At 41.4% G+C, this 26,889-nt stretch carries 17 protein-coding genes; 10 read left to right on the top strand and 7 right to left on the bottom strand.

Going from position 1 to position 26,889, the window contains the following annotated elements:
- Window positions 1-12 precede the first annotated feature (12 nt).
- Entirely contained in the window at window positions 13-1,164 is a 1,152-nt protein-coding gene (locus BM015_RS04155) for an anti-sigma factor family protein (protein ID WP_090654733.1), read from the top strand.
- A gap of 199 nt (window positions 1,165-1,363) precedes the next feature.
- Window positions 1,364-2,227, top strand: a complete 864-nt coding sequence (locus BM015_RS04150) for an outer membrane beta-barrel protein (RefSeq protein ID WP_090654731.1) — start codon at window positions 1,364-1,366, stop codon at window positions 2,225-2,227.
- A gap of 204 nt (window positions 2,228-2,431) precedes the next feature.
- Here the strand turns inward: BM015_RS04150 and BM015_RS04145 are convergent, their stop codons facing one another.
- The 5 genes from BM015_RS04145 to BM015_RS04125 all read right to left on the bottom strand — a co-directional run bounded on the left by BM015_RS04145 (window position 2,432) and on the right by BM015_RS04125 (window position 10,001).
- Complete coding sequence (locus tag BM015_RS04145) at window positions 2,432-4,249, bottom strand: CocE/NonD family hydrolase (RefSeq protein ID WP_090654729.1); 1,818 nt, start codon at window positions 4,247-4,249, stop codon at window positions 2,432-2,434.
- Window positions 4,250-4,357: 108 nt separating this feature from the next.
- Window positions 4,358-5,896, bottom strand: coding sequence for an arylsulfatase (locus BM015_RS04140; RefSeq protein ID WP_090654727.1), 1,539 nt, complete (start codon window positions 5,894-5,896; stop codon window positions 4,358-4,360).
- 56 nt (window positions 5,897-5,952) lie between these two features.
- Window positions 5,953-7,128 (bottom strand): DUF2264 domain-containing protein, encoded by a 1,176-nt coding sequence (locus BM015_RS04135; protein ID WP_245751217.1) that lies wholly within the window; start codon window positions 7,126-7,128, stop codon window positions 5,953-5,955.
- 62 nt (window positions 7,129-7,190) lie between these two features.
- Window positions 7,191-8,702: a sulfatase family protein gene (locus tag BM015_RS04130; RefSeq protein WP_090654723.1), complete on the bottom strand. Its 1,512-nt coding sequence runs from the start codon at window positions 8,700-8,702 to the stop codon at window positions 7,191-7,193.
- Window positions 8,703-8,714: 12 nt separating this feature from the next.
- On the bottom strand, window positions 8,715-10,001 hold the full coding sequence (locus BM015_RS04125) for a DUF3472 domain-containing protein (RefSeq protein WP_090654721.1): 1,287 nt from the start codon (window positions 9,999-10,001) through the stop codon (window positions 8,715-8,717).
- Between the two features lie 189 nt (window positions 10,002-10,190).
- Between BM015_RS04125 and BM015_RS04120 the strand changes: the two genes are divergently transcribed.
- The 3 genes from BM015_RS04120 to BM015_RS04110 all read left to right on the top strand — a co-directional run bounded on the left by BM015_RS04120 (window position 10,191) and on the right by BM015_RS04110 (window position 17,502).
- Complete coding sequence (locus BM015_RS04120) at window positions 10,191-13,175, top strand: glycoside hydrolase domain-containing protein (protein WP_090654719.1); 2,985 nt, start codon at window positions 10,191-10,193, stop codon at window positions 13,173-13,175.
- Between the two features lie 280 nt (window positions 13,176-13,455).
- Window positions 13,456-16,248, top strand: coding sequence for a PKD domain-containing protein (locus BM015_RS04115; RefSeq protein WP_090654717.1), 2,793 nt, complete (start codon window positions 13,456-13,458; stop codon window positions 16,246-16,248).
- A gap of 459 nt (window positions 16,249-16,707) precedes the next feature.
- On the top strand, window positions 16,708-17,502 hold the full coding sequence (locus tag BM015_RS04110) for an N-acetylmuramoyl-L-alanine amidase (protein ID WP_090654715.1): 795 nt from the start codon (window positions 16,708-16,710) through the stop codon (window positions 17,500-17,502).
- Window positions 17,503-17,635: 133 nt separating this feature from the next.
- Here the strand turns inward: BM015_RS04110 and secA are convergent, their stop codons facing one another.
- Window positions 17,636-20,956, bottom strand: a complete 3,321-nt coding sequence (gene secA / locus BM015_RS04105) for a preprotein translocase subunit SecA (RefSeq protein WP_090654713.1) — start codon at window positions 20,954-20,956, stop codon at window positions 17,636-17,638.
- Between the two features lie 250 nt (window positions 20,957-21,206).
- Here secA and BM015_RS04100 point away from each other — a divergent pair, with 250 nt between their 5' ends.
- The 4 genes from BM015_RS04100 to BM015_RS04085 all read left to right on the top strand — a co-directional run bounded on the left by BM015_RS04100 (window position 21,207) and on the right by BM015_RS04085 (window position 24,147).
- Window positions 21,207-21,668 carry a hypothetical protein gene (locus BM015_RS04100; RefSeq protein ID WP_143075745.1) on the top strand — a complete coding sequence of 154 codons (462 nt, stop codon included), beginning with the start codon at window positions 21,207-21,209 and terminating at the stop codon, window positions 21,666-21,668.
- 106 nt (window positions 21,669-21,774) lie between these two features.
- Window positions 21,775-22,656 (top strand): ATP synthase F1 subunit gamma, encoded by an 882-nt coding sequence (gene atpG, locus BM015_RS04095; RefSeq protein ID WP_090654709.1) that lies wholly within the window; start codon window positions 21,775-21,777, stop codon window positions 22,654-22,656.
- A gap of 91 nt (window positions 22,657-22,747) precedes the next feature.
- Window positions 22,748-23,512, top strand: coding sequence for an SMC-Scp complex subunit ScpB (gene scpB / locus BM015_RS04090; protein ID WP_090654707.1), 765 nt, complete (start codon window positions 22,748-22,750; stop codon window positions 23,510-23,512).
- A gap of 137 nt (window positions 23,513-23,649) precedes the next feature.
- Window positions 23,650-24,147: a cupin domain-containing protein gene (locus BM015_RS04085; protein ID WP_090654705.1), complete on the top strand. Its 498-nt coding sequence runs from the start codon at window positions 23,650-23,652 to the stop codon at window positions 24,145-24,147.
- A 125-nt stretch (window positions 24,148-24,272) separates the two neighbouring features.
- On the opposite strand, the gene asnS is transcribed toward BM015_RS04085, so the two are convergent.
- Window positions 24,273-25,712 carry an asparagine--tRNA ligase gene (gene asnS / locus BM015_RS04080; protein WP_090654703.1) on the bottom strand — a complete coding sequence of 480 codons (1,440 nt, stop codon included), beginning with the start codon at window positions 25,710-25,712 and terminating at the stop codon, window positions 24,273-24,275.
- 169 nt (window positions 25,713-25,881) lie between these two features.
- Between asnS and BM015_RS04075 the strand changes: the two genes are divergently transcribed.
- A complete protein-coding gene (locus tag BM015_RS04075; RefSeq protein WP_090654701.1) occupies window positions 25,882-26,835 on the top strand; it encodes a 3-keto-disaccharide hydrolase in 954 nt (317 codons plus the stop codon).
- Window positions 26,836-26,889: the final 54 nt, after the last annotated feature.

The following is a 26,889-nucleotide window of genomic DNA, read 5'->3' as shown; positions in this document are numbered from 1 at the left end:
AATTTTTTTAAAATGCAAACAATCAACAGAAATAATTACGAAGAATTCTTTTTACTGTATGTAGATGGCGAACTTGACGCCGCACAACAGCATGCAGTTGAAAATTTCGTTCAGCAAAACCCTGATCTTGCTGTTGAGCTGGAAATGCTCTTACATACAAAACTTACTCCTGAAAGTATTTCGTTTGATAATAAAGAAGGCCTGTTAAGAACAGAAGGCCATAGCATTAATGAAACGAATTACGAAGAATTTTTTTTACTATACATTGATAATGAACTAAGCCCGGCCAAACGTGCAGAAGTTGAAAAATATGTATTGCAGCACCCGAAATTGCAGGATGAATTTATTACTTTAAAACAGGCTGTACTTGCACCTGAAGTAATAAGCTACGGCAATAAAGAAGACTTATACCGAACAGAGAAAAGAAGAACAGCTTATTTAAAACCTTTGTATTGGGCGGCAGCCGCGGTGTTTATTGGTTTATGCGGTGTTGGCGTTTGGATGATGCGGCCTGAAAATAATGTTCAGCAACCGGTTGCCATAAACAAACCGGCGCCAATAAAACAGCCAACGCAAAATACTTTAGCTGAAAAACCTGTTACAACAGATAGTATTAAGGAACAAGTGAAACAGGAACCTGTTGTTGCCGAAAAAACTGTGACTGAAAAACCCGAACAAAAAGCTATTGCGTCAACACCTGTTATTAAAAAGAAAAAAGATGTTACTGCAACAACGAGGCCTGTTGAAAATAATATACAGCAACAACAGGATGAAGTGGCCTACGAACCACCTATTGTTAAGCGCAATAACAGTAACAACATTGCCCAACAATTAAAAGAACCACCGGCTGAGAAGCATGACGTGGCAAGCAATCCGGCGCAAACAGGCAATCATCAGCAAAATGATGTGGCAGCTTTGCAAGCCCCGGCAAAAGAAGATAATGAACTTCAAAACGGTTATAAAGTGTATAATGTTGCCTATAAGGAAATCAATACGAATGATGAAGACCGCTCTCTTCGCATAGGCATGCTCGACCTTAACAAAGACAAGGTAAAAGGCTTCTTTAAAAAAGCAGGCCGCTTATTCAGCAAATCAAATAATAACGAAAATGAAGATGGCAAACTGCAGGTTGCCAATTTTGAAATAGACACAAAAAAACAATAACAACGCAAAAGCAATAATATAATGAAACCGAGCATGAATAATTTTTTCTCACACCGGGAAATGTTTATAGCGAGGTTCCATGAGACCATTAAAAAATAAAACTTGTACGAATGAAACCGAGCATGAATGATTTTTCTCGCACTAGGAAAATGCACATAGCGAGGTTCCATGAGACCATTAAAAAATAAAACTTGTACGAATGAAACGGATATTACTCGCAGGAATAATCATGCTGTCATCGCTGGCAACCTTTGCCCAAACCGATACAACCACAAAACCATCCACAGAAGACACGGTGTTTGTAGGCAATTTTATCATCATAAGAAATAATAAAGACAGGAATACATACAACGATAGTTTGCCGCCGGGGCGCGAAGATTATACGATCATCAATATACCAAAAAGAAGAGGATATGTTAACCCACGTCCAAACAGACTCATCAGCACCAATTATCTCATCTTCGACCTTGGCTTTGCAAACTATAACGATAAAACGGTGTATAACAGCCCTGATGCCGCAGACTTTGCAGATGCCGGTATTAATAAGAAAGACCTTAAGCTTATTACAGGCAAGTCATCCAATGTAAATATCTGGCTGTTTATGCAAAAACTTAATGTAACAAAACATGTGGTTAATTTAAAGTATGGCCTTGGTTTAAACATGTATAATTATCGTTATAACAGCAATATTTCTTTCCAGGAACAGGCACCTTATGTAATAATGGATACAGTTGATTTTTCAAAAAACAAGCTGTATGCAGGGTATGCAACAGTGCCGTTCATGCTTAATATAAACCCGTTTCCGCATCGCCGTCACGGGCTTAATTTTAGCGCAGGCGTAAGCGCCGGCTACCGCATATTCACCCATTCAAAACAAATAAGCGATGAGCGCGGCAAACAAAAAAACCACGATGCCTTCGATCTTAACGACTGGATGTTTGCCTACGTTGCTGAAGTTGGTCTTGGCCCGGTACGCATATATGGCAGTTACAGCATCAACACTTTGTTTGAAGATGCAAAACAATATCCATACACGGTTGGTCTTCGTTTTAGCAACTGGTAAAATTCTTTAGCACAAAGAAAACGGAGCAAACGGAGATGTACGCTGCTTACTCCTTTGCTCTGTGCGAAACTTTGAAAAGCTGCGTAGTATGCACTACGCAGCTTTTTATTTTTTATGTTACCGGCAAATGAACAAGCAGCATCACGGTTGCGTCGCAACACTGCATCTTAATTACAGCTATCAGCTACGGTTTCAAATTCATAATTACTTCACTGCTTCACTCACTTCAATAAACGAAGGATGTGCATCATCATGCAAAATGGTGATCGTTTCTTTCTTAAAATCGCTATCCTTTGCTGTAGGAATATTAATGAACTGTTGCGGGTTTCTGTCAACCAATGGAAACCACGAGCTCTGAATTTGTACCATAATCTTATGGCCCTTTAAAAAAGTATGCGCCACATCATTCAGCTCCAGTTTAACCTTTGTTGGCTGGTTGGGAACAAATGGTTCAGGCTTTTCAAAACTGTTGCGAAATTTGCCTCGTATAATTTCTGCACGCACTAATTGCTGAACATTGCTGCCGGGCAACACATCAATCACCTTCACTATAAAATCTGCATCGGTGCCGCTTAAGCTTACCGATAAATTGGCTGTAACAGGGCCAAGCAATGTTATATCATTATTTAAAACATCACCTGTATAATACACAACGTCGTTGCGATTGGAAGCAAAGGTTTGGTCAGCAGCCATGTATTCATTTACGCGGTCATCACTGCGCTTATCAATATAGGGAACAGGATTAGCGGGATCAGAAACATATTCATCTTTCCCTGAAGTGTTTGCTTTCTGTAATAAAAGTTTATGATCTTTATCAAGGCTCCATGTTGCTTGTTTGATATTCTTTGGCGGCCATGTATTAAATGTTTTCCATTCATTACTGCCGGTTATAAAAATAGTGGCTTCGCCTTCATTAAAATGGCCTTTGCCTTTCAGGTAATAATTAAAAAAATCAAATTCCAGTTGCTGGTATTTTGCATTAAGGTCGCCGCCAAAATCATAACCCGCAAAGCGGTTCCATTGCGGCCTTTCCCATGCGCCATGCGTCCATGGCCCCATCACCAAGCGGTTATCGTTTTTTACATTCTGCTGTTCAATGGCTTTGTAAGTATTTAATGCGCCAAACATATCTTCCGCATCAAACCAGCCGCCCACAACTAATGTAGCAGGCTTTATATTTTTTAAATGTGCACGGATGTTTCTCGCCTGCCAATATGCATCTTTCGTTGAATGTTCAAGATACTCATTCCATATTTTTGATTTGTTATGAAAGTAGAGGTCATTGAGGTTATGTAATGCGCCTGCCTTTAAATAAAAATCATACGCATCTTTTATTTCAAGCGTTGAATCAACAGGCGGGTTTCTTTGCCTGGGGCCGGTTCTCGGCGCATCAAAAAAATTCAGGAAACCAAAATTATCCATCACGAAAAAGGCGCCGCGGTGATTGGCGTCATCACCATCAAATTCATCAGTAACAGGTGCCTGTGGCGATGCTGCTTTTAATGCAGGGTGCGCACCGGGCAAAGAAGCAGTTGCATAAAAGCCGGGATATGAAATGCCATAAATGCCAACCTTGCCGTTATTGTTATGAATGTTTTTCAAAAGCCAGTCGATGGTATCATACGTGTCGCTGCTTTCATCAACCTGGGTATTATCTTTTTTGTTGGCAATGGCCGGTGTCATTTCTTTAAATTCACCTTCGCTCAAATGCCTGCCCCGAACATCCTGGTAAACAAAAATGTATTTTTCTTTTATAAATAATGCGTTAGGCCCAAGGCTTCTCTTGAAATTATCTTCACCATAAGGCGCCACAGAATAAGGCGTCCTTTGCAATAATACCGGGTATTGCTGCGAAGAATCTTTAGGTATATAAACCGACGTAAAAAGTTTTATACCATCCCGCATGGTTATGCGGAATTCTTTCTTGCTATAATTGCTTTTAATGTAAGCCGTATTATCAGCGGGCTGTGCATGCAATTGCAGTATGGTGAGCGTAAATAAAAAAGAAAGTATGCATTTCATGTGGCTAATGTAAGCAGGAAAACGAAAATGTTGAAGCTTACTATTCAGGTGAACAGGATTGCATGGCTGTTATACTTTTTTAAATAAAACCTGCAACAGCGAAAACAATCAGTTTGCTTTATTGCTATACTTCTCTTCCAGCGCAGGCATTAAGAAAGTGCTTACTTCAGGCGTATGATGTTCTTTTTTTACAATGGCATCCATCTGTTTAATAATATCAGCATGCTGCGCTGCTACATCATGTTGCTCCTGTATATCTTTATCCAGGTCAAACAACTGCCATTGCATATTTCCTTTGCTGATGTTTAGTATCACCCCTTTCCAGTTGTTTATGCGCACTGCCACCTGGCCACCGTATTCAGGATATTCCCAGTATAAATAAGGATGCTGCTGTGTTTGTTGTTTGTTTAATATCTCCGGCAATATGCTTATACCATCAATATTTTTTGGTGAAGGAATATGCAGCAGTTCGCAAAACGTGGGCATCACATCGATAGTTGAAGAAACCATATTGGATGTTGTGCCTGCCTTTATTTTTCCCGGCCATGAAACAATAAATGGTTCGCGAATGCCGCCTTCATGCACAGAGCCTTTGCCCCAGCCCGATTCGCTTTTAAATAAACCGCCGCTGTTAAAGTAAGGTGCATCCACGCCAACGCCACCGAATGAAGGTCCGTTATCGCTGCAAAACATAATGATCGTATTATTATACAAACCTTTCTTTTTTAATGCGGCAACTATCTGCCCCACCTGCTCATCCAGCGTTGCTATCATGGCTGCGTATGTGGCCCTTGGATAACGGCATGGAAAATAGCTTCCGCCCATGTAAGGCTTTTCATCGCCAAATTTTTTATGATAATAATCCACCCATTTCTTTGGCGCCTGCAGCGATACATGCGGCAGCGGTGAAGCATAATAAAGAAAGAAAGGTTTGTCTATTTGTTTGTCAATAAAATTCAATGCGGCTTTAATTAAAAAGTCTGGTGCATAATCTTTTTGCTGATACCCTTCATAGTTCTTTTCATCCAGTGAATCCTTATCTTTTGGAAAACGGACTTGCGGATCAACAATTTTATTGTTCAGCGGCACACGCATTTCATTCTCCCATAAATGGCCGCTGTAATACGTATGGTCCTGGCGCTGGCAAATAAACCCGTAGAAATAATCGAAGCCTTGTTTGTTTGGCGCTCCATTGCTGAAAGGCGTGCCCAGCCCCCATTTGCCCACAAGCGCTGTTGCATAACCGGCATTCTTTAAAAGTTCGGCAATTGTAAATGTGGAATCGGGTATAGGTAATTGCCCTTCAAGAAACGGGTTAGCTTCCATTGCTTTAAAATTCCATACATCGCCGCGCTGTTCCCATTCATCATTGCCGCGTATATAAGCTTTGCCTGAATTAATACCCGTCATTAACGAATACCTCGATGGCGCACAAACGGGAAATGCATAATGCTGTGTAAAGCGTTTGCCTTCTTTTGCCAAAGCATCAATGTTGGGTGTTTCAATCTTTTGCTGGCCATAACATCCAATATCGCCATAACCCAAATCATCTGCGAGTATGTAAACAATATTGGGCTTGTTTTGTGCTGCCGCACAAATGCCGGCTAATGTAAAAACACTAAAGAAGAGAATATGTTTTATCATCATTAAATTCTATGCAGTTAAGTAAATTTCATTTATTAAAATATAGTATGCCCGTATAACTAATCTTCTGCATGGTCTGTTTGCACATCAACACCTTTCCATATTTTTTTTGATGTCCAGTCTTCATCATCTCCATTCCAGAAATGATGGCTTGATGGCAAGCCTAATATTAAAAATGCTTCAGAACATAAATACAAACTGCCTGTTGAAATATACCCTTCGCCAATGCCCGGCTGATGACCGGCTATGCCTATTTGCAGCCAGCCGTTGTTATCAAAAGTGCCCGGCATGGAAACTTGTTTTTTCACCACATTGTATAATGCGGCACGCACTTGTTGTGGCGTTATATATGCAGGCAATTTTTCCATCAATGCCATTTTTGATAATAAATGAAAGGCGCCAAAACGGTAAGCCAGCGACCTGCCAATGGGTGGATAAGTTGCTTCGGGAGATATCAATCTTTCCTGCACCGCAGCATATCGCTGCGCCCGTTTAATGGCAGTGTTATAAAGATTATTCCATGCTGTGTCTTTGGATTGCAATACATCCAACACTTCAATTAGCATGGGCTGAATAACAAAGCTGTTATAATAATCCCAGTGAAAATTTGGTCCGTCGCCATACGTGCCATCGCCTTTATACCATTCTTCATGTTTGTTAACGGCATAAATAATGCGCGATGTATCACAATGCCCGTCCAGCTTCAGCAAAGCAGCTTCAATCATTGCACTAAACAAAAGCCAGTTGCTTTCATAAGGCTTAATTACCCTTGATGATTGTAAAGCCTGGATGATATTTTGTTTTGTTTTATCACTTAATGGTTGCCACAATTGTTGCGGCGCCCTTAACAGAGCTTCGGCCAGGAAGGCAGCATCTACCAATGGCTGGCTTCCTTTATTAAAATTCATATAATCCGGCGATGAGGGGTTGGTAGCATTATCCAAACATATTTCTGCCAGCTGAATATATTTAGCTCTTAATCTTCCTTCTTCCGTGCTATCTGCACCTAATTCAAGCCATGGCGCCATGCCTGATAAAAGCCTGCCAAATGCTTCAAGATAAGTATAGTTCTGCCTGTCATCAGCTTTCGCTTCAACGGGCATTTTTTTCTTTAATTCATTTTTACTTAATGCATTTAAAACCGGGTTGGCAATAGCAGTCATTGTTTTAATAAGATAAGCCCTTTCCTGTTGCCCTTCATTTGTTTGGCAATATGTTGTTGCAGCAACTGACATTGAAAAAGCAATACATATAATTTTAATAAACCGCATAACCGTATTTGATAAGATCAGTCAATTTAAAATTGTTTACTGCGTTCCTGTTGAAGAAGCCCTTCAAGCTCTTTTACTTTTTCGGGATATTGATTGGCAGCATTATTTGTTTCACCTATGTCGTTTGAGAGGTCATACAATTGCGGCACAGGCGCATTGCCGAGTTCTGTAGCGGTTAATTCTGCATAAGGCCTGAGATTGTTTGGTGCAATATATTTCCAGTTATCTTTTATTACGGCCAAAGCGCCGGCCTGTTCTATCAAATAATTTCTGCCTTTCTTATCTTTTCCCAACAAGGCATTCAGTACATCTTTACTGTCGCTTTTAAAAGCAGTTATATCTTCTTTGAACAAGCCTGCAAAAGATGCAAGAAAATCAACCTGGCAAACCAACGCATCAGAAGTGCCCGGCCTAATATTTCCAGGCCATGATACAATAAATGGCATCCTTGTGCCGCCTTCAAATATGCTGTATTTACCGCCGCGAAAAGGGCCTGCGGGTTTATGGCCGTTTGATCTTGTTACAGCTTCATCCTGGTAACCATCATCAAGCACAGGGCCGTTATCGCTGGTGAAAATGATAATGGTGTTCTTGTTCAAACCAAGGTAAGTAAGCTCTTTCATTATTTCACCAACGCACCAATCCAGCTCAACTATTACATCCCCGCGATAGCCCAAACCACTGGTGTCTTTAAACATAGTTGCAGGCATGCGCGGCACATGCGGCTGGTTTAATGCATAGTATAAAAAGAAAGGTTGCTGTTTGTTTTTATTGATGAATGTTTTTGCTTTTGATAAGAAGGTAAATGATAGTTCTTCATCCGTCCATCGCGCCGTTTTTCCGCCGGTCATATAACCGATGCGGCCAATGCCATTCACGATGGTTTGGTCGTGCCCGTGGTTAGGTGAAGATTTCAGTTTTAATAGTTCGGGATTTTCTTTACCTGTAGGATCGTTGCCAACTTTTTGTTTATAATCAACATTAATAGGGTCTGTTTTGTCAAGACCAACAATTGTTTGATTTTCGAGAAAAACGGTGGGCACCCTGTCGGCAGTAGCCGGAAAAATAAACGAGTAATCAAAGCCCACTTCACGCGGTCCTGGTGCTACAGGTTCATTCCAGTTTTTTTCTACTGTATTGCCTAAACCCAAATGCCATTTGCCTACAATGGCGGTTGCATAACCTGCCTGTTTAAAAACTTTAGGCAGCGTTAATGTATCAGTTGGAATGATAAGCGCAGCATCGCCGGGCAAAATGCCTGTTCCGTTTTTACGCCATGCATATTTGCCGGTTAACAGGGAATATCTTGAAGGTGTACAGGTGGCAGCGGATGAATGGGCGTTGGTGAAACGTATGCCTGAAGCAGCGAGTTTATCAATATTGGGCGTATGTATTTTTGTTGCACCATAACAACTTAAATCGCCATAGCCAAGATCATCGGCATTTATAATAATTACATTTGGTTTTTGCTGTGCGGAAGAATTAGTAAAGAAAATAATTGTGAGAAAACTGAGTAATAACAAGCGTTTACAATTCATATATTTTTTCGTTTATTGTTGAGGCAACTGCGCAAAAATAATTTCCGGTTTTTTGTTGGAAGCATGCCGTTTAAAAGACTGATAGGGCTGCACAAATTCATTAAAGAACCCATCATTTTTCAAAAAGAATTTATCGCCGTCAACACCGCCTGCATAATCTTTACGGTAACCCCCTTTTGCAGTGGCATCAATGGTAAATGTAGCGTTTATCAATTCATGCCATTCGCCGCTGTTGTTTGCTATCCATTGATTTTTATAAAAACCCATTCTTGTTTCATTGCCTGTTTCAGGAATAAAATTTTCAAGGAAAGAATACAGGTGTGTAATGTAAGTTGTTGTTTGCGGCCTTTTAAAACTTGCTATCAAATACCATTTAGCTGCGGCTATATCTTTAAAGTAAGCAGTGTATGCTGTTGTGCGATGAATACTATCCGGTTCGGCATGCAGCAGGAAGCCGTAAGTATTGCCGGCCTTCCAGTTAAAGCGCATAAAGCTTTGCCCGCCGGAACCTTCGCCGCCAAAATTATTCGTGTTAACAGCTTCGCCTTTCTTTAGCAAAACAATCTTCATGCTGTCAGGAATAGATTTTGGATCATCTGTATCAAACGGGCTCCATACCGAAAATAAAATTCTTCTTTCTGTTTCACTGTTTACCTGCATGCCAAAATAACCTTCGCCAAAACCATCAGCCATAAAGTAAGAACCTGGTTTATCATTGCCTTCAGGAATAGTAAGTTCGTTATAAAACCAGCTTATATTATTCTTTAAGTTTTCAGGAACATCATACCGCAGGTGCACAGAAGGGCCTCTTCTTCCAAAATGAAATGAGCTGCCATGCTTCACATATACAATGCCTGTATCTTTTTTTGTATATTGAATAATAAGGTCTGAAACATCGGCATAAACATTACCTGTTTTGCTAATGCCTTTTAAATCTATCTTGACATAACCCGGCTTTGCAATATTGAATTTGCCAATATGTACAACACCAGATACAGGCTGCTGAAACTGTTTTTTAAAAGTTGTATTGTTTGCAGAAACACTTATTTCGCTTTTGCCTTTTGGTGCTTGCATGCGCAATGATACATCGAATGTTTGCGGCACATTTATCCTGAAATAAATGCTGGTAATGGTTGACGGGCTTGCCCAGCTTGTTAAACCATCATCAGTAATTGCCGCTGGTGCATTTGTATAAGCATTGCCGCCAAGCGGAATCGTATCTGTATAAGTTTGCGCCATAACATTATTTGCAAACAATAATGCAAATAGTATTGCAGGTATTTTAATAAATAAGTTCATGCTGCAAATTTTTTGTAAGATAATTTTTAGGAATGACTTTAAATAGCCTCAAACGTTTGTGCGAGTTTAACGCGGTTGTGCAGCAGGTTATAAAATTTATTTTATGCAACCGTTTGTTAAGTGAAAACCAAAAGCGGTTGAAGTACTTTTATCGAAGTTCTCCTCATCGTTTATTCTAAAGCATAAATAATGAAGTCGTTTTTATTATTCACTGTTTTGTTTTTCGCCAGTTCAATCTATGCACAACAAATACCTTACAAAAGCAGCGCTAATGCATGGAATGCAGATTCGCTTGGCAACCACCGCGTGCTTGTGCAGTTTAATGGCATCGGCAATGTGGCGGAAGCCGCTGTTGAATGGCGAAGGCGGGATGAACATCCTGAACAAAAAAGAATAATTGTCGTGGATGCAAAAACCAATCAAAGGGTTTTAAATGTTAAGCTGAATAATATAACACGTGAAAGTGGTGAAATATATTTTGAACCAACTTCAGGTGCTGGCGATTATTACATTTATTACATGCCATATAAAAGCGAAGGCAGGAGTAATTATCCCAAAGGCGTTTATTTAAAACCTGATACCACTGCGTCATTAACATGGCTTACTACGGTTGATGCCAACTATAATGTGCCGCCCGCAACTGTGAAGGCATTTGAATCTATTGATGCATTCAATAGTTTTTATCCTATGGAAATAATTGCCACGCAAAAAGAAACCAATGCTATTATTCAGTCTTCATCAAACAAATCTTTTATTGTTTTTCCTGAAGACAGGATGCATCCCATAAAAATGAAGGATGATCTTCCGCAACGCTGGATTGAAAAAGGCATTCAGCAAAGCTTTACTGATACTGCATCCAAGAGTGAAAATTTTGCTTATCAATTAGGTGTGTTTGCGTTAAAAGATTTACAGGATGTAAAAGTTCATTTCAGTGACTTAACCGCATCAAACGGAAATAAGATTGCTGCACAACATATATCTTGTTTAAATACAGATGGAATAAGTTATGATGCTAAACCAATTCATTTTATAGTAAATATTCCTGCAAAAAAAATACAGCCTATATGGTGTTTGGTTAATGTTCCTTCAAACATTGCTGCAGGTTTATATAAAGGCAAAGCATTTATAAAAGATGCAGCCAATGAAACTGCAACGGTTGATGTGAATCTTTTCATAGAAAATAAAACACTTGCAGATAGTGGTATAAACGAACCGTGGAAACAAACACGCCTGCAATGGTTAAACTCAACCCTGGCGCAGGAAAATACTGTTATTAAACCTTATATCCCGCTCGAAATAAAAGATAAAACCATTAGCCTGCTTGGAAGAAAAATTATATTGAATGATAATGGCCTTCCCAAACAAATTCAAACATTTTTTACAGAAGAAATGACGGGGTATTCAACAAGGCCAAATAATCTTTTAACCGAGCCCGTTCATTTTCATTTTATAAATAATGATGGAAAAAACCTGCAGTTTAAAAGCAAGAGTTTTACCATAACCAAACAAATGCCCGGAACAATTGAATGGAATGCAGCAAGCACTAACGATACTATCAATATGAATGTTTGCGGCCATCTTGAATTTGACGGCTTTGCATCTTTCACTGTAAAAATTGTTGCCATGAAAGATGTTGCGTTGAAGGATATTCAATTGCATATTCCCTTCACCAAACAAACGGCTAAATACATGATGGGGCTTGGCGAAAAAGGAGAAGCCAGGCCAGATACCATACGCTGGAAATGGGATGTGGCGCATAAAAATCAGGATGGTGCATGGATTGGCAATGTAAATGCAGGCCTGCAATATTCACTGCGCGATGAAAAATATGTGCGACCGCTCAACACCAATTTTTATTTATTAAAACCTTTATTATTGCCAGCGTCGTGGGGCAATGATGATAAAGGCGGCATAGATGTTTTTCAAAAAGGCGAAGCTGTGCTGGCAAACAATTACAGTGGCGCAAGAACTATGAAGCAAGGCGATACTTTGTATTATAATTTCAATCTACTCATAACCCCTTTTCATATCATTAATACAGATTTTCAATGGGCAACGAGGTTCTATCATAAGTATAATAATGTTGACAGCATTAAGGCCACCGGAGCAACTGTTGTAAACATTCATCATGCTACACCAATCAATCCTTATATCAATTATCCTTTCATTGCATGGAAAGAGATGAAAGCGTATATAGATTCAGCTCATGCTATTGGGCTGAAAGTAAAAATCTATAATACAGTGCGTGAACTGTCAAACCGCGCTTATGAATTATATGCATTGAGAAGCCTTGGCCATGAGATTTATTCGCCAGGCAAAGGCGGAGGTTTTAGCTGGCTGCAGGAACATCTTGACAGCGATTATATAGCCGCATGGTTTGTGCCTGAATTAAACGATGCAGCCATCATCAACAGCGGCATGAACCGCTGGCATAATTATTATGTTGAAGGCATGAACTGGCTTACGCAGAATGTGGGCATTGATGGTATTTATTTGGATGATGTTGCATTTGACCGCATTACCATGAAACGCATTAAACGTGTATTAACGGCTGATGGCCATCCGGGCATTATTGATTTACATTCCGCCAATCAATATAATAAAAACGATGGCTTTAATAACAGCGCCAATTTATACATGGAGCATTTTCCTTATCTCAACCGTTTATGGTTTGGCGAATATTTTGATTATGAAAAGAACAGCCCTGATTTCTTTTTAACCGAAGTGAGTGGCATTCCATTTGGCTTAATGGGTGAAATGCTGCAGGATGGCGGCAATGCCTGGCGCGGCATGATTTATGGCATGACCAACCGTATGCCGTGGAGCGACAATGCAGACCCAAGGCCTATATGGAAAGTATGGGATGAGTTTGGCATGCAGGGCACAAAAATGATAGGTTACTGGAGCAGCAACTGTCCTGTAAAAACTACGAATGATAAAGTGCTGGCAACGGTTTATAAAAAAGATGGCAAAGCATTAATATCCATTGCAAGCTGGGCTAATAATGATGTGAATGTGCAATTAAAAATTGACTGGAAGCAGCTTGGTATTGATGCTTCTAAAGCAACAATAACAGCGCCGGAGATTAAAAATTTTCAACCTGCAAAAACGTTTAGCGTGAATGATGCAATACCCGTACAGAAGAATAAGGGTTGGCTGTTGATTATTAAATAGAGGTTGAACTAATATTTTCAGGAAATAAAATAAATTGACCTGTATCTATGGCTTTTCTGCTGATGACAGCAACAAAACAAACCAAACATTTTCCTGCTTCAGTAATTCATTAGCACAGGCAACAACATTATTGCTGCATATTTTTTATTTTCGCGGCAAACTACCTGGCTATTGAGCTTTTATAAACTCTGTGAATGTGCAGTTATCTGCCTGATATTTTATAGAAGCAAATAACAACAACCGCTTAAAAAAGTTATAATCCGTAATAATTCTGTACGCTATGAAAATGTATGTTATTGCTGCATTATTGCTATTGTATTTTACTTATGCGGCAAGCGCTCAAACAGTTATTGGCAGGCAAAATGTTGATCAGTATCCCATTTCTTCAAAGGGGTCCACAACATACGGGCTTACCTGGTTGCCAACAGATTATGCTTCAACAAGTAAAAGCTACCCGCTTATTATATTTTTACATGCGGCTGGAGAAGTTGGCGATGGTGTTTCAGGGTTGAATAATCTTATTAAAGTGGGGCTGCCTAAAAAAATAGCCCAGGGCTGGAACCCGCAGGCTGTAAATCCTTCAGATAAAAAAAATTACCAGTTTATAGTGGTATCGCCCCAGGCGCCCACAATCAGTGGATGGTCATATACCTATGCGCAGGTAGTATATATATTGGCCGATATAGAAAAAAGATATAGGGTTGATGCAACAAGGGTGTATATAATAGGTGAATCTGCAGGCGGCGGGGGCACATGGTCCTGCGTTACCAACGATAGTAACTTTACAAAGAAAATTTCCGCCATTATCCCTATAAGTCCCACAGGGGTAAATAACCCAGTCAAGGAATATGGAAACATTCAATATATCAGCGGAAAGTATGGTGTAAAGGTTTGGACGATATGCGGCACCAGGGACCTTTTTTATAATGTTGTTTCACTGCCTTATGTAAATATCATCAATACTGCAACCCCTGCTCCTTTGGTGCCTGCTGTAGCCACAGGTGTTGCCGGGTATGGCCATGATACAGCTCTTTGGAATAAGGTGACTGACGCTTCCTGGCGAAGCAATACTTTCAAACTTAATTTATATGAATGGATGCTGCAATACCAGCGGGCCGGTTCAGATCCGGCCGTTAATAAAACTCCCGCAGCCAATGCCGGCGCAAATAAAACCATTACCTTGCCGGTAAACAAAACAACCTTATCAGGCAGCGGTACAGATACTGATGGAACAATAACAGCTTACCTGTGGACAAAAGTTGGAGGCCCAAACCAATTCACTATCGCTTCTCCAACATCGGCTAAAACTACTGTGACCAATCTTGTTGCCGGTACTTATCAATTTGAGTTAAAAGTTACAGACAATTCAGGCGCCATAGCCAAAGACACTGCCAAGGTAATAGTTTTACCAGAACCCAACATGCCTCCCGTGGTAAGCGCAGGCAAAGACCAAACAATAAAACTGCCGGTTAATTCTACAACTGTAACGGGCACTGCCACCGATGCCGATGGAACAATAACAGCGCATAACTGGAAAAAAGTTGCCGGGCCGGGCTCCCCGGTAATAAAGCAACCAGGCGCCTTGCAAACTGCCATTACCGGTTTAATACAAGGCAGTTACAAATTTGAATTTTCAGCCACTGATGATGATGGCGCCACAGCAAAAGATACCGTTGTTATTAAAGTGCAGCCCCTGAATATTGCACCTGTTGCCAATGCGGGCAGCGACATAACACTTATATTGCCTGTTAACTCCACAACCTTAAATGGGTCGGGAACGGATGCTGACGGAACAATTTCATCATATAAATGGACAAAAATATCGGGGCCTGCGCAATATGTTATCAGCAATAGCAAGGCTGCTAAAACAACTGTAACCGGCCTTATTGCCGGAACATATATTTTCAGGTTAACGGTTACTGATAATAACGGAAGCTCTGCAACCGACGACGTAGCAATTGTTGTAAAGGCTGCGCTTACCGGTTATAAAGCAATTCCGGGAAAAATTGAGGCTGAAGATTATGATGCAATGAATGGTGTAAAAAAAGAAGCCACAAGCGATACCGGCGGCGGGCAGGATGTGGGATGGATTGATAAGAACGATTGGATGGACTATTCTGTGTATGTTGATTCTGCAGGTGCTTATACAGCCAGCTTCAGAGTGGCTACTTCTTTAAATAACGGCAAGCTTCAGTTGCGCAAGCCTGATGGCACTGTACTGGCAACAGTTGATATACCCAATACCGCCAGTTACCAGGGCTGGTGCACAAGAAGTGTAACTGTAACCCTCCCACAAGGCTATCAAACGCTAAGGGTTATATCCACGGAGGCTGCTATTTGGAATATTAACTGGATATCGTTTGTACGCGGCATATCCGCGGGCATACCTATACCTTCTAAAGTACAGGCAGAAGATTACAGCCAGATGTCAGGCATACAAATGGAACCTACGGGCGATACCGGCGGAGGCCTTGATGTGGGATGGATAAACAAGAACGACTGGATGGATTATACAGTATATGCTGCCGCTGCGGGAACATACAGCGTGAATTTAAGGCTGGCTACGCCAAACTATTCGGCCAGGCTTGAAATAAGAAAGTCAGACGGCACTGTATTGGCAAGGGTAAATATTCCAAGGACCGGTGGCTATCAAAAATGGTCGACTGCCAGCACGTCCATAACCATTCCTTCGGGCAAGCAAACATTGCGTATTGTTTCTACCGCATCACAGGACTGGAACATCAACTGGATAGAATTTGTTCGGCCCGACGCAGCCATTGCACAAATGCTAAATATGCCTTTGCAGGAAAACGCAACGCCATTTCATATATTTCCCAACCCGGCAACTGATAAATTCAATATAGAGATAAATAATGGCAGTACAGGAGTGATACACGTGCAGGTATGCACCATGAGCGGCTCAATAGCGAAGGTGTTTACACTTACAAAAAGCGTAAAAGGAAAACAAAGCTTTAATTTAAGGGCCGACGGCCTTGCAAAAGGATTATATATTGTGCGGTTGCAATATGGCAATAAGGTTGAGTCAATCACACAATACTTATTAATTTCCTGAGCTGTATAAGTTTTATTTTTGAGCTATAGCTCCTTGTATAAATATTTCTATCAGGCTTTTGCTTATCTCAATTTCTTCTTTGACTGCCTCTTTGTGCCTGGGCGGCGAACCTGCATCTTGCGTTGTAATACGAATGTGTTTATCGTCAATTAAACATTGGTATTTTTTTCTGAGAAATTGAGTATATAATCTAAAGTTTATAAACGAAAGGTTGATTTTAAAATAGCATTACAAAATCAATATTGCCAAATTACACGAAGCCGGTAAATCTACTTTTAAAGTAACAATCTTTCCAAATTTGCCGTTTGCTTTCCTGGTTTTTCCCGGCATTTCTCCCGGAGAAACTCAATTTTTTCCCGACTTTAACCGGCCACTATTTCCCTAAACTTCAACCTTCACCAGCGGGTTTCATACATAAAGAAGCTTAAAACCTATATCTTAGATTTTCAACTCCATTTCATGAAGTATATAATCTGCCTGTTCCTGGTTGTTTGTGTAAGCTGTGTCAAAAGACCTTATGCCTCTACCAATAAAATATACAAACAGCAGGTAAAAGACCTGGCCGCCGTCATTAAACAATACCCGCTTGAAGATTCATTTCCTAACATGGATTTTGTTGGAACGATCAATTTCAATTTGCGCAAACCCAATTTTGTTATCATTCACCACACAGCGCAAAACAGTTGCGAACAAACGCTCAGGACATTTACGGTAACGCATTCGCAGGTGAGTGCGCATTATGTAATTTGTAAAGACGGCACAATTCATCACATGCTGAACGATTACCTGCGTGCCTGGCAGGCGGGCATAAGCCGCTGGGGCAACGACAGGGATATTAACAGCAGCAGCATTGGAATTGAGCTTGATAATAATGGTTTTGAAGATTTCACCGGTCCGCAAATAGCGAGCTTGCTGCACCTGCTTTCGGCGCTTAAAAAGCAGTATGGCATTCCAACGGCCAATTTTATCGGGCATGGAGATATTGCGCCTACACGAAAAAATGACCCCAACTTTCGCTTTCCCTGGAAAATGCTTGCCGACAGCGGCTACAGTTATTGGTACGACGATACCACCAACCTGGCTTTGCCGCCAACTTTTGATGATATACAGGCTTTGCGCATCATCGGTTTTGATGTGAGAGATACCACTGCAGCTATTATAGCTTTTAAACGCCACTGGATGCAGGATACTTTGCCTGGCCTGGATTCTGCACAGTACAAAGTGTTATTTAATGTAATGAAGAAATACCAATAAGAGAATGAAAGTTTTCAGCCGGTGAACTTATTACAAACAATATTTTTTATAAGCAGCCTGAAGCCGGCATTCTTCTGTTGCACATAAAAAAAGCCCGGTTTTCACCAGGCTTTCTTTATTTTATATAACAAATTTATTCTTCCCTTCCGTGGCAGTTTTTATATTTTTTACCGCTGCCGCAGGGGCAAGGATCGTTACGGCCTACTTTAGGGCCAACCCTTACCGGTTCCTGTTTTACCGGGGTTGGATCATAATAATCGCTTTCGTCGGCAGCATAATCCTGGCCGGCATTATCTATTTCGCGTTTGTTGGAACGCATTTTACTCATGTCGGTTTTTTCCTGCGTAGCTTCCCGCACCGGCACATTTTGCTGAACCGGCAGTTCTGCATGGCACAGGAAACTTACAATGCTGTTGCTTACCTGGCCGTTCATCTGGCTGAATAAATTGAATGCTTCGCCCTTATAAATTACCAGCGGGTCTTTTTGTTCATAATGCGCCGTTTGAACGCTTTGTTTCAAATCGTCCATAGCACGCAGGTGCTCCTTCCAGGCATCATCAATTAAAAAGAGCGTTACGCTTCTTTCCAGCATATTCACCAATTCTGCGCCGGAAGACTGCAGGGTTTTATCAAGATTTACCAATACCTGCACGGCTTTTCTTCCATCACTGAATGGTACTGCCACATTTTGAATATGGGCGCCCTGCGTTTCGCGGATGTTTTTAAATACAGGTAAAGCCACCTGTGCAAGGTCTTTGCGCTTGCGCTGGTAATTTGCATTAGCTTCTTCATACAAGCGCTGCGACAGGTTCTTTTCATCAGTTCTTTCAAACTCTTCCTGCGTAATGGATGTGCTTAACCCAAGGTTCACGATTGTTTCCAGTTTAAAGCCTTCATAATCGTTGCGTTCTTTGAAAGTTGCCACAAGGCCATCGGCCACATCGTAAAAAGCATTGTCCAAATCGAGCGCCAGGCGTTCGCCAAACAAAGCATGATTGCGTTTGGTATAAATAACCGTACGCTGTTTGTTCATTACGTCATCATATTCCAGCAGGCGCTTACGAATGCCAAAGTTGTTTTCTTCCACCTTTTTCTGGGCGCGCTCAATGCTTTTTGTAACCATGCTGTGCTGAATAACCTCGCCTTCTTTATAACCGGCAAAATCCATCACCTTGGCAATGCGCTCACTGCCAAACATACGCATCAAATCATCTTCCAGTGATACAAAGAACAGGGAAGAACCGGGGTCGCCCTGGCGGCCTGCACGGCCACGCAACTGGCGGTCAACACGGCGGCTTTCATGCCTTTCCGTACCAAGAATAGCCAGCCCGCCAGCTTCTTTTACGCCGGGGCCGAGTTTAATATCCGTACCACGACCGGCCATGTTGGTAGCGATGGTAACATTGCCAGCCAAGCCGGCTTCTGCAACCACCTGCGCTTCACGCTGATGCTGTTTTGCATTTAATACATTATGCGGAATTTTCTTTTGCTGCAGCATGCGGCCCAGCAATTCACTCACTTCCACCGAGGTTGTACCCACAAGCACAGGCCTGCCGCTATTGCGCATTTCTTCGATGGCTTCAATAACAGCTTTATATTTTTCACGCTTGGTTTTATAAACAAGATCTTCCACGTCTTTTCTTACACAAGGCACATTGGTGGGAATGCTTACCACATCCAGTTTATAAATGTCCCAAAGCTCGGCTGCTTCCGTTTCGGCAGTACCGGTCATGCCGGCGAGCTTGTGGTACATCCTGAAATAGTTTTGTAAAGTAACCGTTGCATACGTTTGGGAAGCCGCTTCAATTTTTACATTTTCTTTGGCTTCAATGGCCTGGTGCAATCCGTCTGAATAACGGCGGCCTTCCATTATACGGCCTGTTTGTTCATCCACAATTTTTACAGCGCCGTCAAGCACTACATATTCATCATCTTTTTCAAATAATGTGTAAGCTTTTAATAACTGCTGAATGGTGTGAATGCGGTCTGCTTTTGCAGCATAATCGTTTAAAACAGCTTCTTTTTTATGCAGCTTATTGTCGGCATCAAGTGTTGTGTCGGCATCAATGGCAGCGAGGTCAACGCCAATATCTGGCAGTATGAAAAAGTTAGGGTCTTCTCCGCTTTTGGTTATGAGCTGAATGCCCTTGTCTGTAAGCTCAACAGAATTATTTTTCTCATCAATATAGAAATATAATTCTTCATCTACCACGCGCATTTCTTTTTGCTGATCGGCGAGATAATGATTTTCGGCCTTCTGCATTTTTACGCGAATACCGGGTTCACTTAAATATTTTATCAGCGCTGAGTTTTTAGGTAACCCGCGGAAGGCGCGGTACAAAGCAAGCCCGCCGCTTTTAGGATCATCATCCCCTTCACTTATTTTTTTTCTCGCTTCATTCAAAAACTGGTTCACAACACGTTTTTGTATTTCTACCAGTTGTTCAATACGCGGCTTTAGTTCAAAGAATTGCTGGGTGGTGTTGTCTTTGCCAACAGGCCCTGAAATGATTAATGGTGTACGGGCATCATCAATCAGCACACTATCCACCTCATCCACCATAGCGTAATGATGTTTGCGCTGTACCATTTCTTCGGGCGTGTGCACCATATTGTCGCGCAGGTAATCAAAACCAAATTCATTATTGGTGCCGTAAGTTATATCTGCGAGGTAAGCATTGCGGCGGTCGGCGGTGTTAGGCTGATGTTTATCTATACAATCAACCCGTAAACCAAGCCATTCGAAAATAGTACCGTTCCATTCGCTATCGCGTTTGGCGAGGTAATCGTTTACCGTAACAATGTGCACGCCTTCGCTGGCCAAAGCATTTAAGTAAGCTGGCAGCGTTGATACCAGCGTTTTACCTTCACCGGTGGCCATTTCGGCAATTTTACCCTGGTGCAAAACAATACCGCCAATTAGCTGCACATCGTAATGCACCATATTCCAGGTTACAAGGTTGCCTGCCGCAGGCCAGCTATTGTTATAAATCGCCTGGTCGCCATCAATTTTAATATATTGTTTCTTAACGCTTAAATCGCGGTCGAGCTGGGTTGCCGTTGAAATAATCTGCTCGTTCTCCTTAAACCTCCGTGCGGTTTCTTTTACCACGGCAAAAGCTTCGGGAAGAATGTTATTCAGCGCTTCTTCAATTTTTTTATCACGGTCTTTTTTCAGATCATCCACTTCTTTATATAAAGTATCGCGGGTAATCATATCATCTTCCGGCAAGGCCTCTGCTTCGGCTTTTTTTGCCGCAATTGTATCATCAATTTCCTTTAAATGATCCTGGATGCGCTGCCTGAACTCTGTAGTCTTTCCACGCAGTTCGTCGTTGGTAAGCGATTGGTACTGGTTAAAAAAGCTGTTGATTTTTTCAATCTGCGGTTCTATCTTTTTTACATCCTTTTCGCTCTTATTACCACCTAAAATCTTATTTAAAAATTTGAGCATATATCAAGTTGGCTGTTTGCAATAAAAATTTTTTGTTGTCAAAAATTGTGCGCCGGTTTTTTAAAGTCAAACTGGCAGAATTTTAAGGGTTGCAAGGTAATACTTTACTAATGGCGACAGAAGTTATTAACATAAATCTTAAAAATTATCAATCAGTTATGCAGGTTTTTTCGATAGTGCGTGTTTGCGAATGAAAATGGAGTTCTGAATATTTATGTGAATTTTTTAAATTTACATAAATTCCAATCTTATGATAAGCCGATGCCTGTACATGGCTATGCGCGCTGCTGTATGCACCTGTATCTGTTTATTATCTTATAAAAGCTCCGCCCAGTTTTACATCCAGATGAGAGGCGGCCTGCAGGCAAATCCAAAAAGGGTATTAATAGCACCCGCCGTTTCTTACAGCATATATGGATTTAGCCTTACTCCCGAACTGGTTATATTTCCCAGCAATGATGCGCCGGTGCATTTTGGCAGCAGGATCAGCTACACGTTCAGGTTTTTGGAAGTGGGTTATGGGAGATATTACGAAACCTACAGCACGGATAAATATGACAGTTATAAAAATGGTTGGGTAAATATGGCATTCGTTGCCGGCCACTGGAAGTCGTTTTTCGCTGAATACGGTTATTCCAAAAGCAGCATTTTCAGCATTGGCATCAGGGAAAGATTAGGCCGGCCCGGCCCGGGCAAAAACAAGTATTATTAACTCCTCAACATTACTTACTTTTGCGCCCAAAATTAAGTTCACAGTTTAAAGGTTTGATGCTTTCAAAATGAGCGCAGGCCTTGAAACTTAAACAATTAAAAGCAATATGCCCGGTCAATTAAAAGAAGTACGCAACAGAATTTCATCCGTACAAAGTACACAGCAAATTACAAAGGCAATGAAAATGGTGAGCGCCGCTAAGCTGCGCCGTGCACAGGATGCTATTTTGCAAATGCGCCCTTATGCCCAAAAATTGCAGGAAATGCTGAGCAATATTGTAAGTAATATTGAAGGTGGTGCAGATATAAAACTGGCTGCTGAAAGGCCTGTTGAAAAAGTACTGCTGATAGTTATTACCAGCGACCGTGGCCTTTGCGGCGGTTATAACGCCAATATAGTAAAGCTGGCAAAACAGCTTGTTGCCGATAAATATGCCAGCCAGTTTGCCAAAGGCAACGTAACCATCTGGAACCTTGGAAAAAAAGGTTATGAAAGCCTTACCCGTTCAGGCTATAAAACCACCGGCACTTACAGGGATATTTTTCTGAACCTGAAATTTGAAAATGTGCAGGAGATTGCCCAGGCTGCTGTGAAGGCTTTCGAAAATAAAGAGTTTGATGCTGTTGATATTATCTACAGTGAATTTAAAAATGCCGCCACCCAGCGTTTTGTGGCAGAACAGTTTTTACCAATTCCCAAAGTGCAGCAGAAAAAAGGCGCTAAAAAAGCAGATTTTATTTTTGAGCCCGAACAGGACAAGCTGGTTGCTGAACTGATGCCTAAAATTCTCAACACCCAATTATATAAAGCTGTGCTTGATGCCAGTGCCAGCGAGCATGGCGCCCGCATGACGGCAATGGATAAAGCCAGTGATAACGCCAATGAATTGCTGAAAAGCTTGCGTATTTCTTATAACCGTGCACGCCAGGCAGCCATTACAACCGAGCTTACGGAAATAGTGAGCGGCGCCGCAGCATTGCAGGGTTAATCAGCAATTTGAAAATTTGGAAATTCGGTAATGAATAATTGTAAAGCCTGACCGTTTTCAAATTCTCAAATTTTCAAATTCTCAAATTCCAATGGAACTTAAAGCAATCATTCCCCATATAGAAGCCTTGATTTTTGCCAGTGAAAAACCATTGACGGCTTTAGACATTGTTGAACTGATCAATAATGCCCTGGGCTTCCTGGAAGAACGCATTAATTTAGACCAGGTTGAAAGTTGCATTGAAGGCATTCGTGAAAAATACCAGAGCGAGTTTTATCCTTTTGAAATGAAGGAGAGCGGCGGCGGCTGGCAATTTCTCACCAAAAAAGATTACCATAAAACTATTGCGCAGCTTAACGGAGATAAGTTTTTAAAACGCCTTTCCACTGCTGCGATGGAAACCCTGGCTATTATTGCTTATAAACAACCTATAACCAAAGGTGAAATAGAAAGCATTCGCGGTGTAAACAGCGATTACAGTATTCAAAAACTCCTGGAGAAAGAACTGATCGTGATTACAGGCCGCAGCGAAAACCTGCCCGGCAAGCCACTTATATATGCAACTTCCAAAAGCTTTATGGATTATTTTGGCATCAACACTTCTGAAGACCTTCCAAAAATAAAAGAAGTATTTGCCGAACAAATGACACAGCCAACATTAATGAATGAAGATGATTTTAAAACGGCTGAGGCTGAGGCAGAAATTATTGAAGAAACTGCTGTTGCCGGAGAATCAATAACTGATATAATTGAAACGCCTGAACCGGAAACAACGGAAGATACTTCACCGGATAGCACTGATTTAAGTGTAAATGAAAACGGTGACCTTGAAGAAGGCAAGCCTGATGAAATTTAATTTCTGAATTTGTTTCCAGTTCTTATTAATGTATTGTACACCCCCACAGTATCATCAGCATATTTAATTATCTGTAAGACATCTGCAGCAACGTTAGATTATCCATAAAAAATTGCCCGGTTTATTATAGAATTAACATGAAAAACGCAGCTTTTTACATAGATCATTTGAACCTATTACCCCATCCCGAAGGTGGCTATTACAAAGAAACTTATAGAAGCAAAGGTTTAATTGAAGCAGGCGCCTTAAATGATTTTACAGGCGGCCGGCATTTTTCAACAGCTATTTACTATTTGCTGGAACAAGGCGATTTTTCAGCCTTCCACCGTATAAAAAGCGACGAATGCTGGCATTATTATGCAGGCGATACTTTGCATATTTATGTTTTGCATAGCAACGGGCATTATGAATGCATCTCATTAGGCGCTGCCATTGACGAAGGCGAAACTTTTCAGTTTATTGTGCCTGCTTATGCCTGGTTTGCTGCTGAGTGTGCGGCAACAGCCAGCTTTGTTCTAAGCGGCTGTACGGTTGCACCCGGGTTTGATTTTGCTGACTTTGAAATGGCGGATAAAACTGAATTATTACAGGCCTTCCCAAAACATGCAGAACTTATAAACAGGCTGTGCAGGTAATTAATATGTCAACATAACGGCGGTGTGTTTCGAATTTCGGGTTCATCAAAACACGTTCTTTGCTTCAATACTTTGAGCAGGTTTTTGAAAAGAAACTACCTTAACGAATCCACTAAAAAACCTGTTTAAAACTCGCAGTTCTTTGGCGTTCTTGCAAAAGGAATAACGTCGCGAATATTTGTCATGCCCGTCACAAACTGCACCATGCGTTCAAAGCCCAATCCAAAGCCGGCGTGCGGCACAGAACCAAAACGGCGTGTATCAAGGTACCATTGCATTTCCTCAACCGGCACGTGCATGGCTTCCATTCTTTCCACCAGATTATTATAACGTTCTTCACGCTGCGAACCGCCCACAATTTCACCAATGCCCGGCGCAAGAATATCCATGGCGGCAACGGTTTTGCCATCATCATTCATGCGCATATAAAATGCTTTGATGGCGGCAGGATAACCCGTAACAATAACCGGTTTTTTGAAATGTTTTTCTACCAGGTAGCGTTCATGTTCACTCTGCAAATCAATACCCCATTTTACTTCGTATTGAAATTTCTTCTTTTTATAATGGCTGCTGTTTAAAAGAATGTCTATTGCTTCTGTATAAGTAATTCTTTCAAAAGCATTACTTTGAACGAATATAAGTTTCTCTATCAAACCAAATTCGCTGCGTTTATCCTGTGGCAGTTGTTTTTCTTCGTCGGCCAGGCGCTGGGCAAGAAATACTAGATCTTCGCGGTTGTTGCTCATCACATATCCAATAAGATATTTGATGAATTCTTCGGCGAGGTTCATGTTGTCTTCAATATCATAAAAAGCCATCTCCGGCTCTATCATCCAGAACTCTGCAAGATGCCTTGTTGTATTGGAATTTTCTGCACGGAACGTTGGCCCAAACGTATAAATATCACTGAACGCCATCGCCGCCAGCTCGCCTTCCAATTGTCCGCTTACCGTAAGATTGGTGCTTTTGCCAAAGAAATCTTCTTTAAAATTAATACTGCCATCATCGTTTCGGGGCGGGTTATCAAAAGGCAAAGTGGTTACGCGAAACATTTCACCGGCGCCTTCTGCGTCGCTGGCTGTGATAACAGGCGTGTGCAGGTAAATAAAACCTTTATCATTAAAGAATTTATGAATGGCAAAAGCCAGTGAATGGCGAATGCGGAATACAGCGCCAAATGTATTGGTGCGAAAACGCAGGTGCGCTATCTCACGCAGGTATTCAAGACTGGGCCTGTTCTTTAGTTGCAGAGGATACTGCTCGGAATCACAATCGCCCAGCACTTCAATTGATACTGCTTTTACTTCACTCTTTTGCCCTTTTCCCTGGCTTACAACCAGTTCGCCCACTACTTTAAGGGAAGTGCCGGTTGTAATGCGTTTCAGCGTTTCATCGTCCAGTAAACCCAAAGCGGCAACTACCTGTAAATTCTGGTTAGTGCTGCCATCGTTTAAAGCTATAAACTGGTTGTTGCGAAATGTGCGCACCCAACCCATTACTGTAACTTCCTGGCCTGCCGGCTCTGTGGCCAGCAACGCTTTAATTTTCGTTCTCTTGTTAAACATACGCTTTATAAAAGGAGCGCAAAGATAAAGTTTAAGGAAAGATGATGGATGAACAGGACAAACACATATAACAAATTATGAAACGTGCAGATAGCTGCGCCATCTCATCCCGGAATGCTTTTGCATTTACTGCTTTTTCAACTACATTTAGCCACAATTCTTCAGCTATATGAAAAATGTATTGATAAAAACTTACGGAGCCTGCCTGTCTTTCATTATTTTTTTATGTACCGGAATATCCGGCAGTGCTCAAACTGATAATTCAGCTGCTGTTATCGGCAGGTGGGATATTACCATTTATGACAATGGAAAGGAATATCCATCCTGGCTTATGGTGCAGCGTTCCGGAACGAGCACATTAATTGGAGAATTCGTGGGCACCGGTGGGAGTGCAAGGCCTGTATCAAGGGTAAATTTCAGCAACAACAAATTAAGCTTTTCTATTCCGCCGCAATGGGAGCGTGGTTCCAATGATCTTTCTGTGGAAGCGGCATTAAATGCAGATACGCTTGCCGGTAAAATAACTATGCCCGACGGAAAGGCGATGAACTTTGGCGCTGTGCGTGCACCTGCTTTGGCTGCAACAGCAACGCTTTCCTGGCAAAAACCAATTACCTTGTTTAATGGTAAAGACTTATCCGGCTGGCATGCTATGGGAAGCACTAATCAATGGATTGTAAATAATGGCGTTTTGCAAAGCCCGCATTCAGGTGCGAACCTGGTAACCGATCAAACATTTAAAGATTTTAAACTGCATATTGAATTCCGCTATCCCGAAGGCAGTAACAGCGGCGTTTACCTGCGCGGCAGGTATGAAGTACAAATAGAAGCAAGCAACGGCAATGAACCTTTTAAAAATGTATTCAGCGCTATTTATGGTTTTGTTGAGCCTACTGAAATTGCAGCTAAACAGCCCGGCGAATGGCAGGCTTATGATATAACGCTGGTAGGGAGAATGGTAACCGTTGTGGCCAATGGTAAAACAGTTATCTGCAACCGTGAAATTCCGGGAATTACAGGCGGTGCTTTAAACAGCCGTGAAGGTGAGCCGGGCCCTATTTTATTGCAGGGCGATCACGGCCCGATTGAATACAGGAATATTGTAATTACGCCGGCGAAATAATTGAAAAGATTAAAGTGGTGTTACCCACAGATGCACAGGTTTTATCCGTGCATC

It is taken from the genome of Parafilimonas terrae, from assembly GCF_900115755.1.
Taxonomy (GTDB): domain Bacteria; phylum Bacteroidota; class Bacteroidia; order Chitinophagales; family Chitinophagaceae; genus Parafilimonas; species Parafilimonas terrae.
Note: the sequence above shows the minus strand (reverse complement) of the source record. Positions and strands in the feature narration are given on the sequence as shown.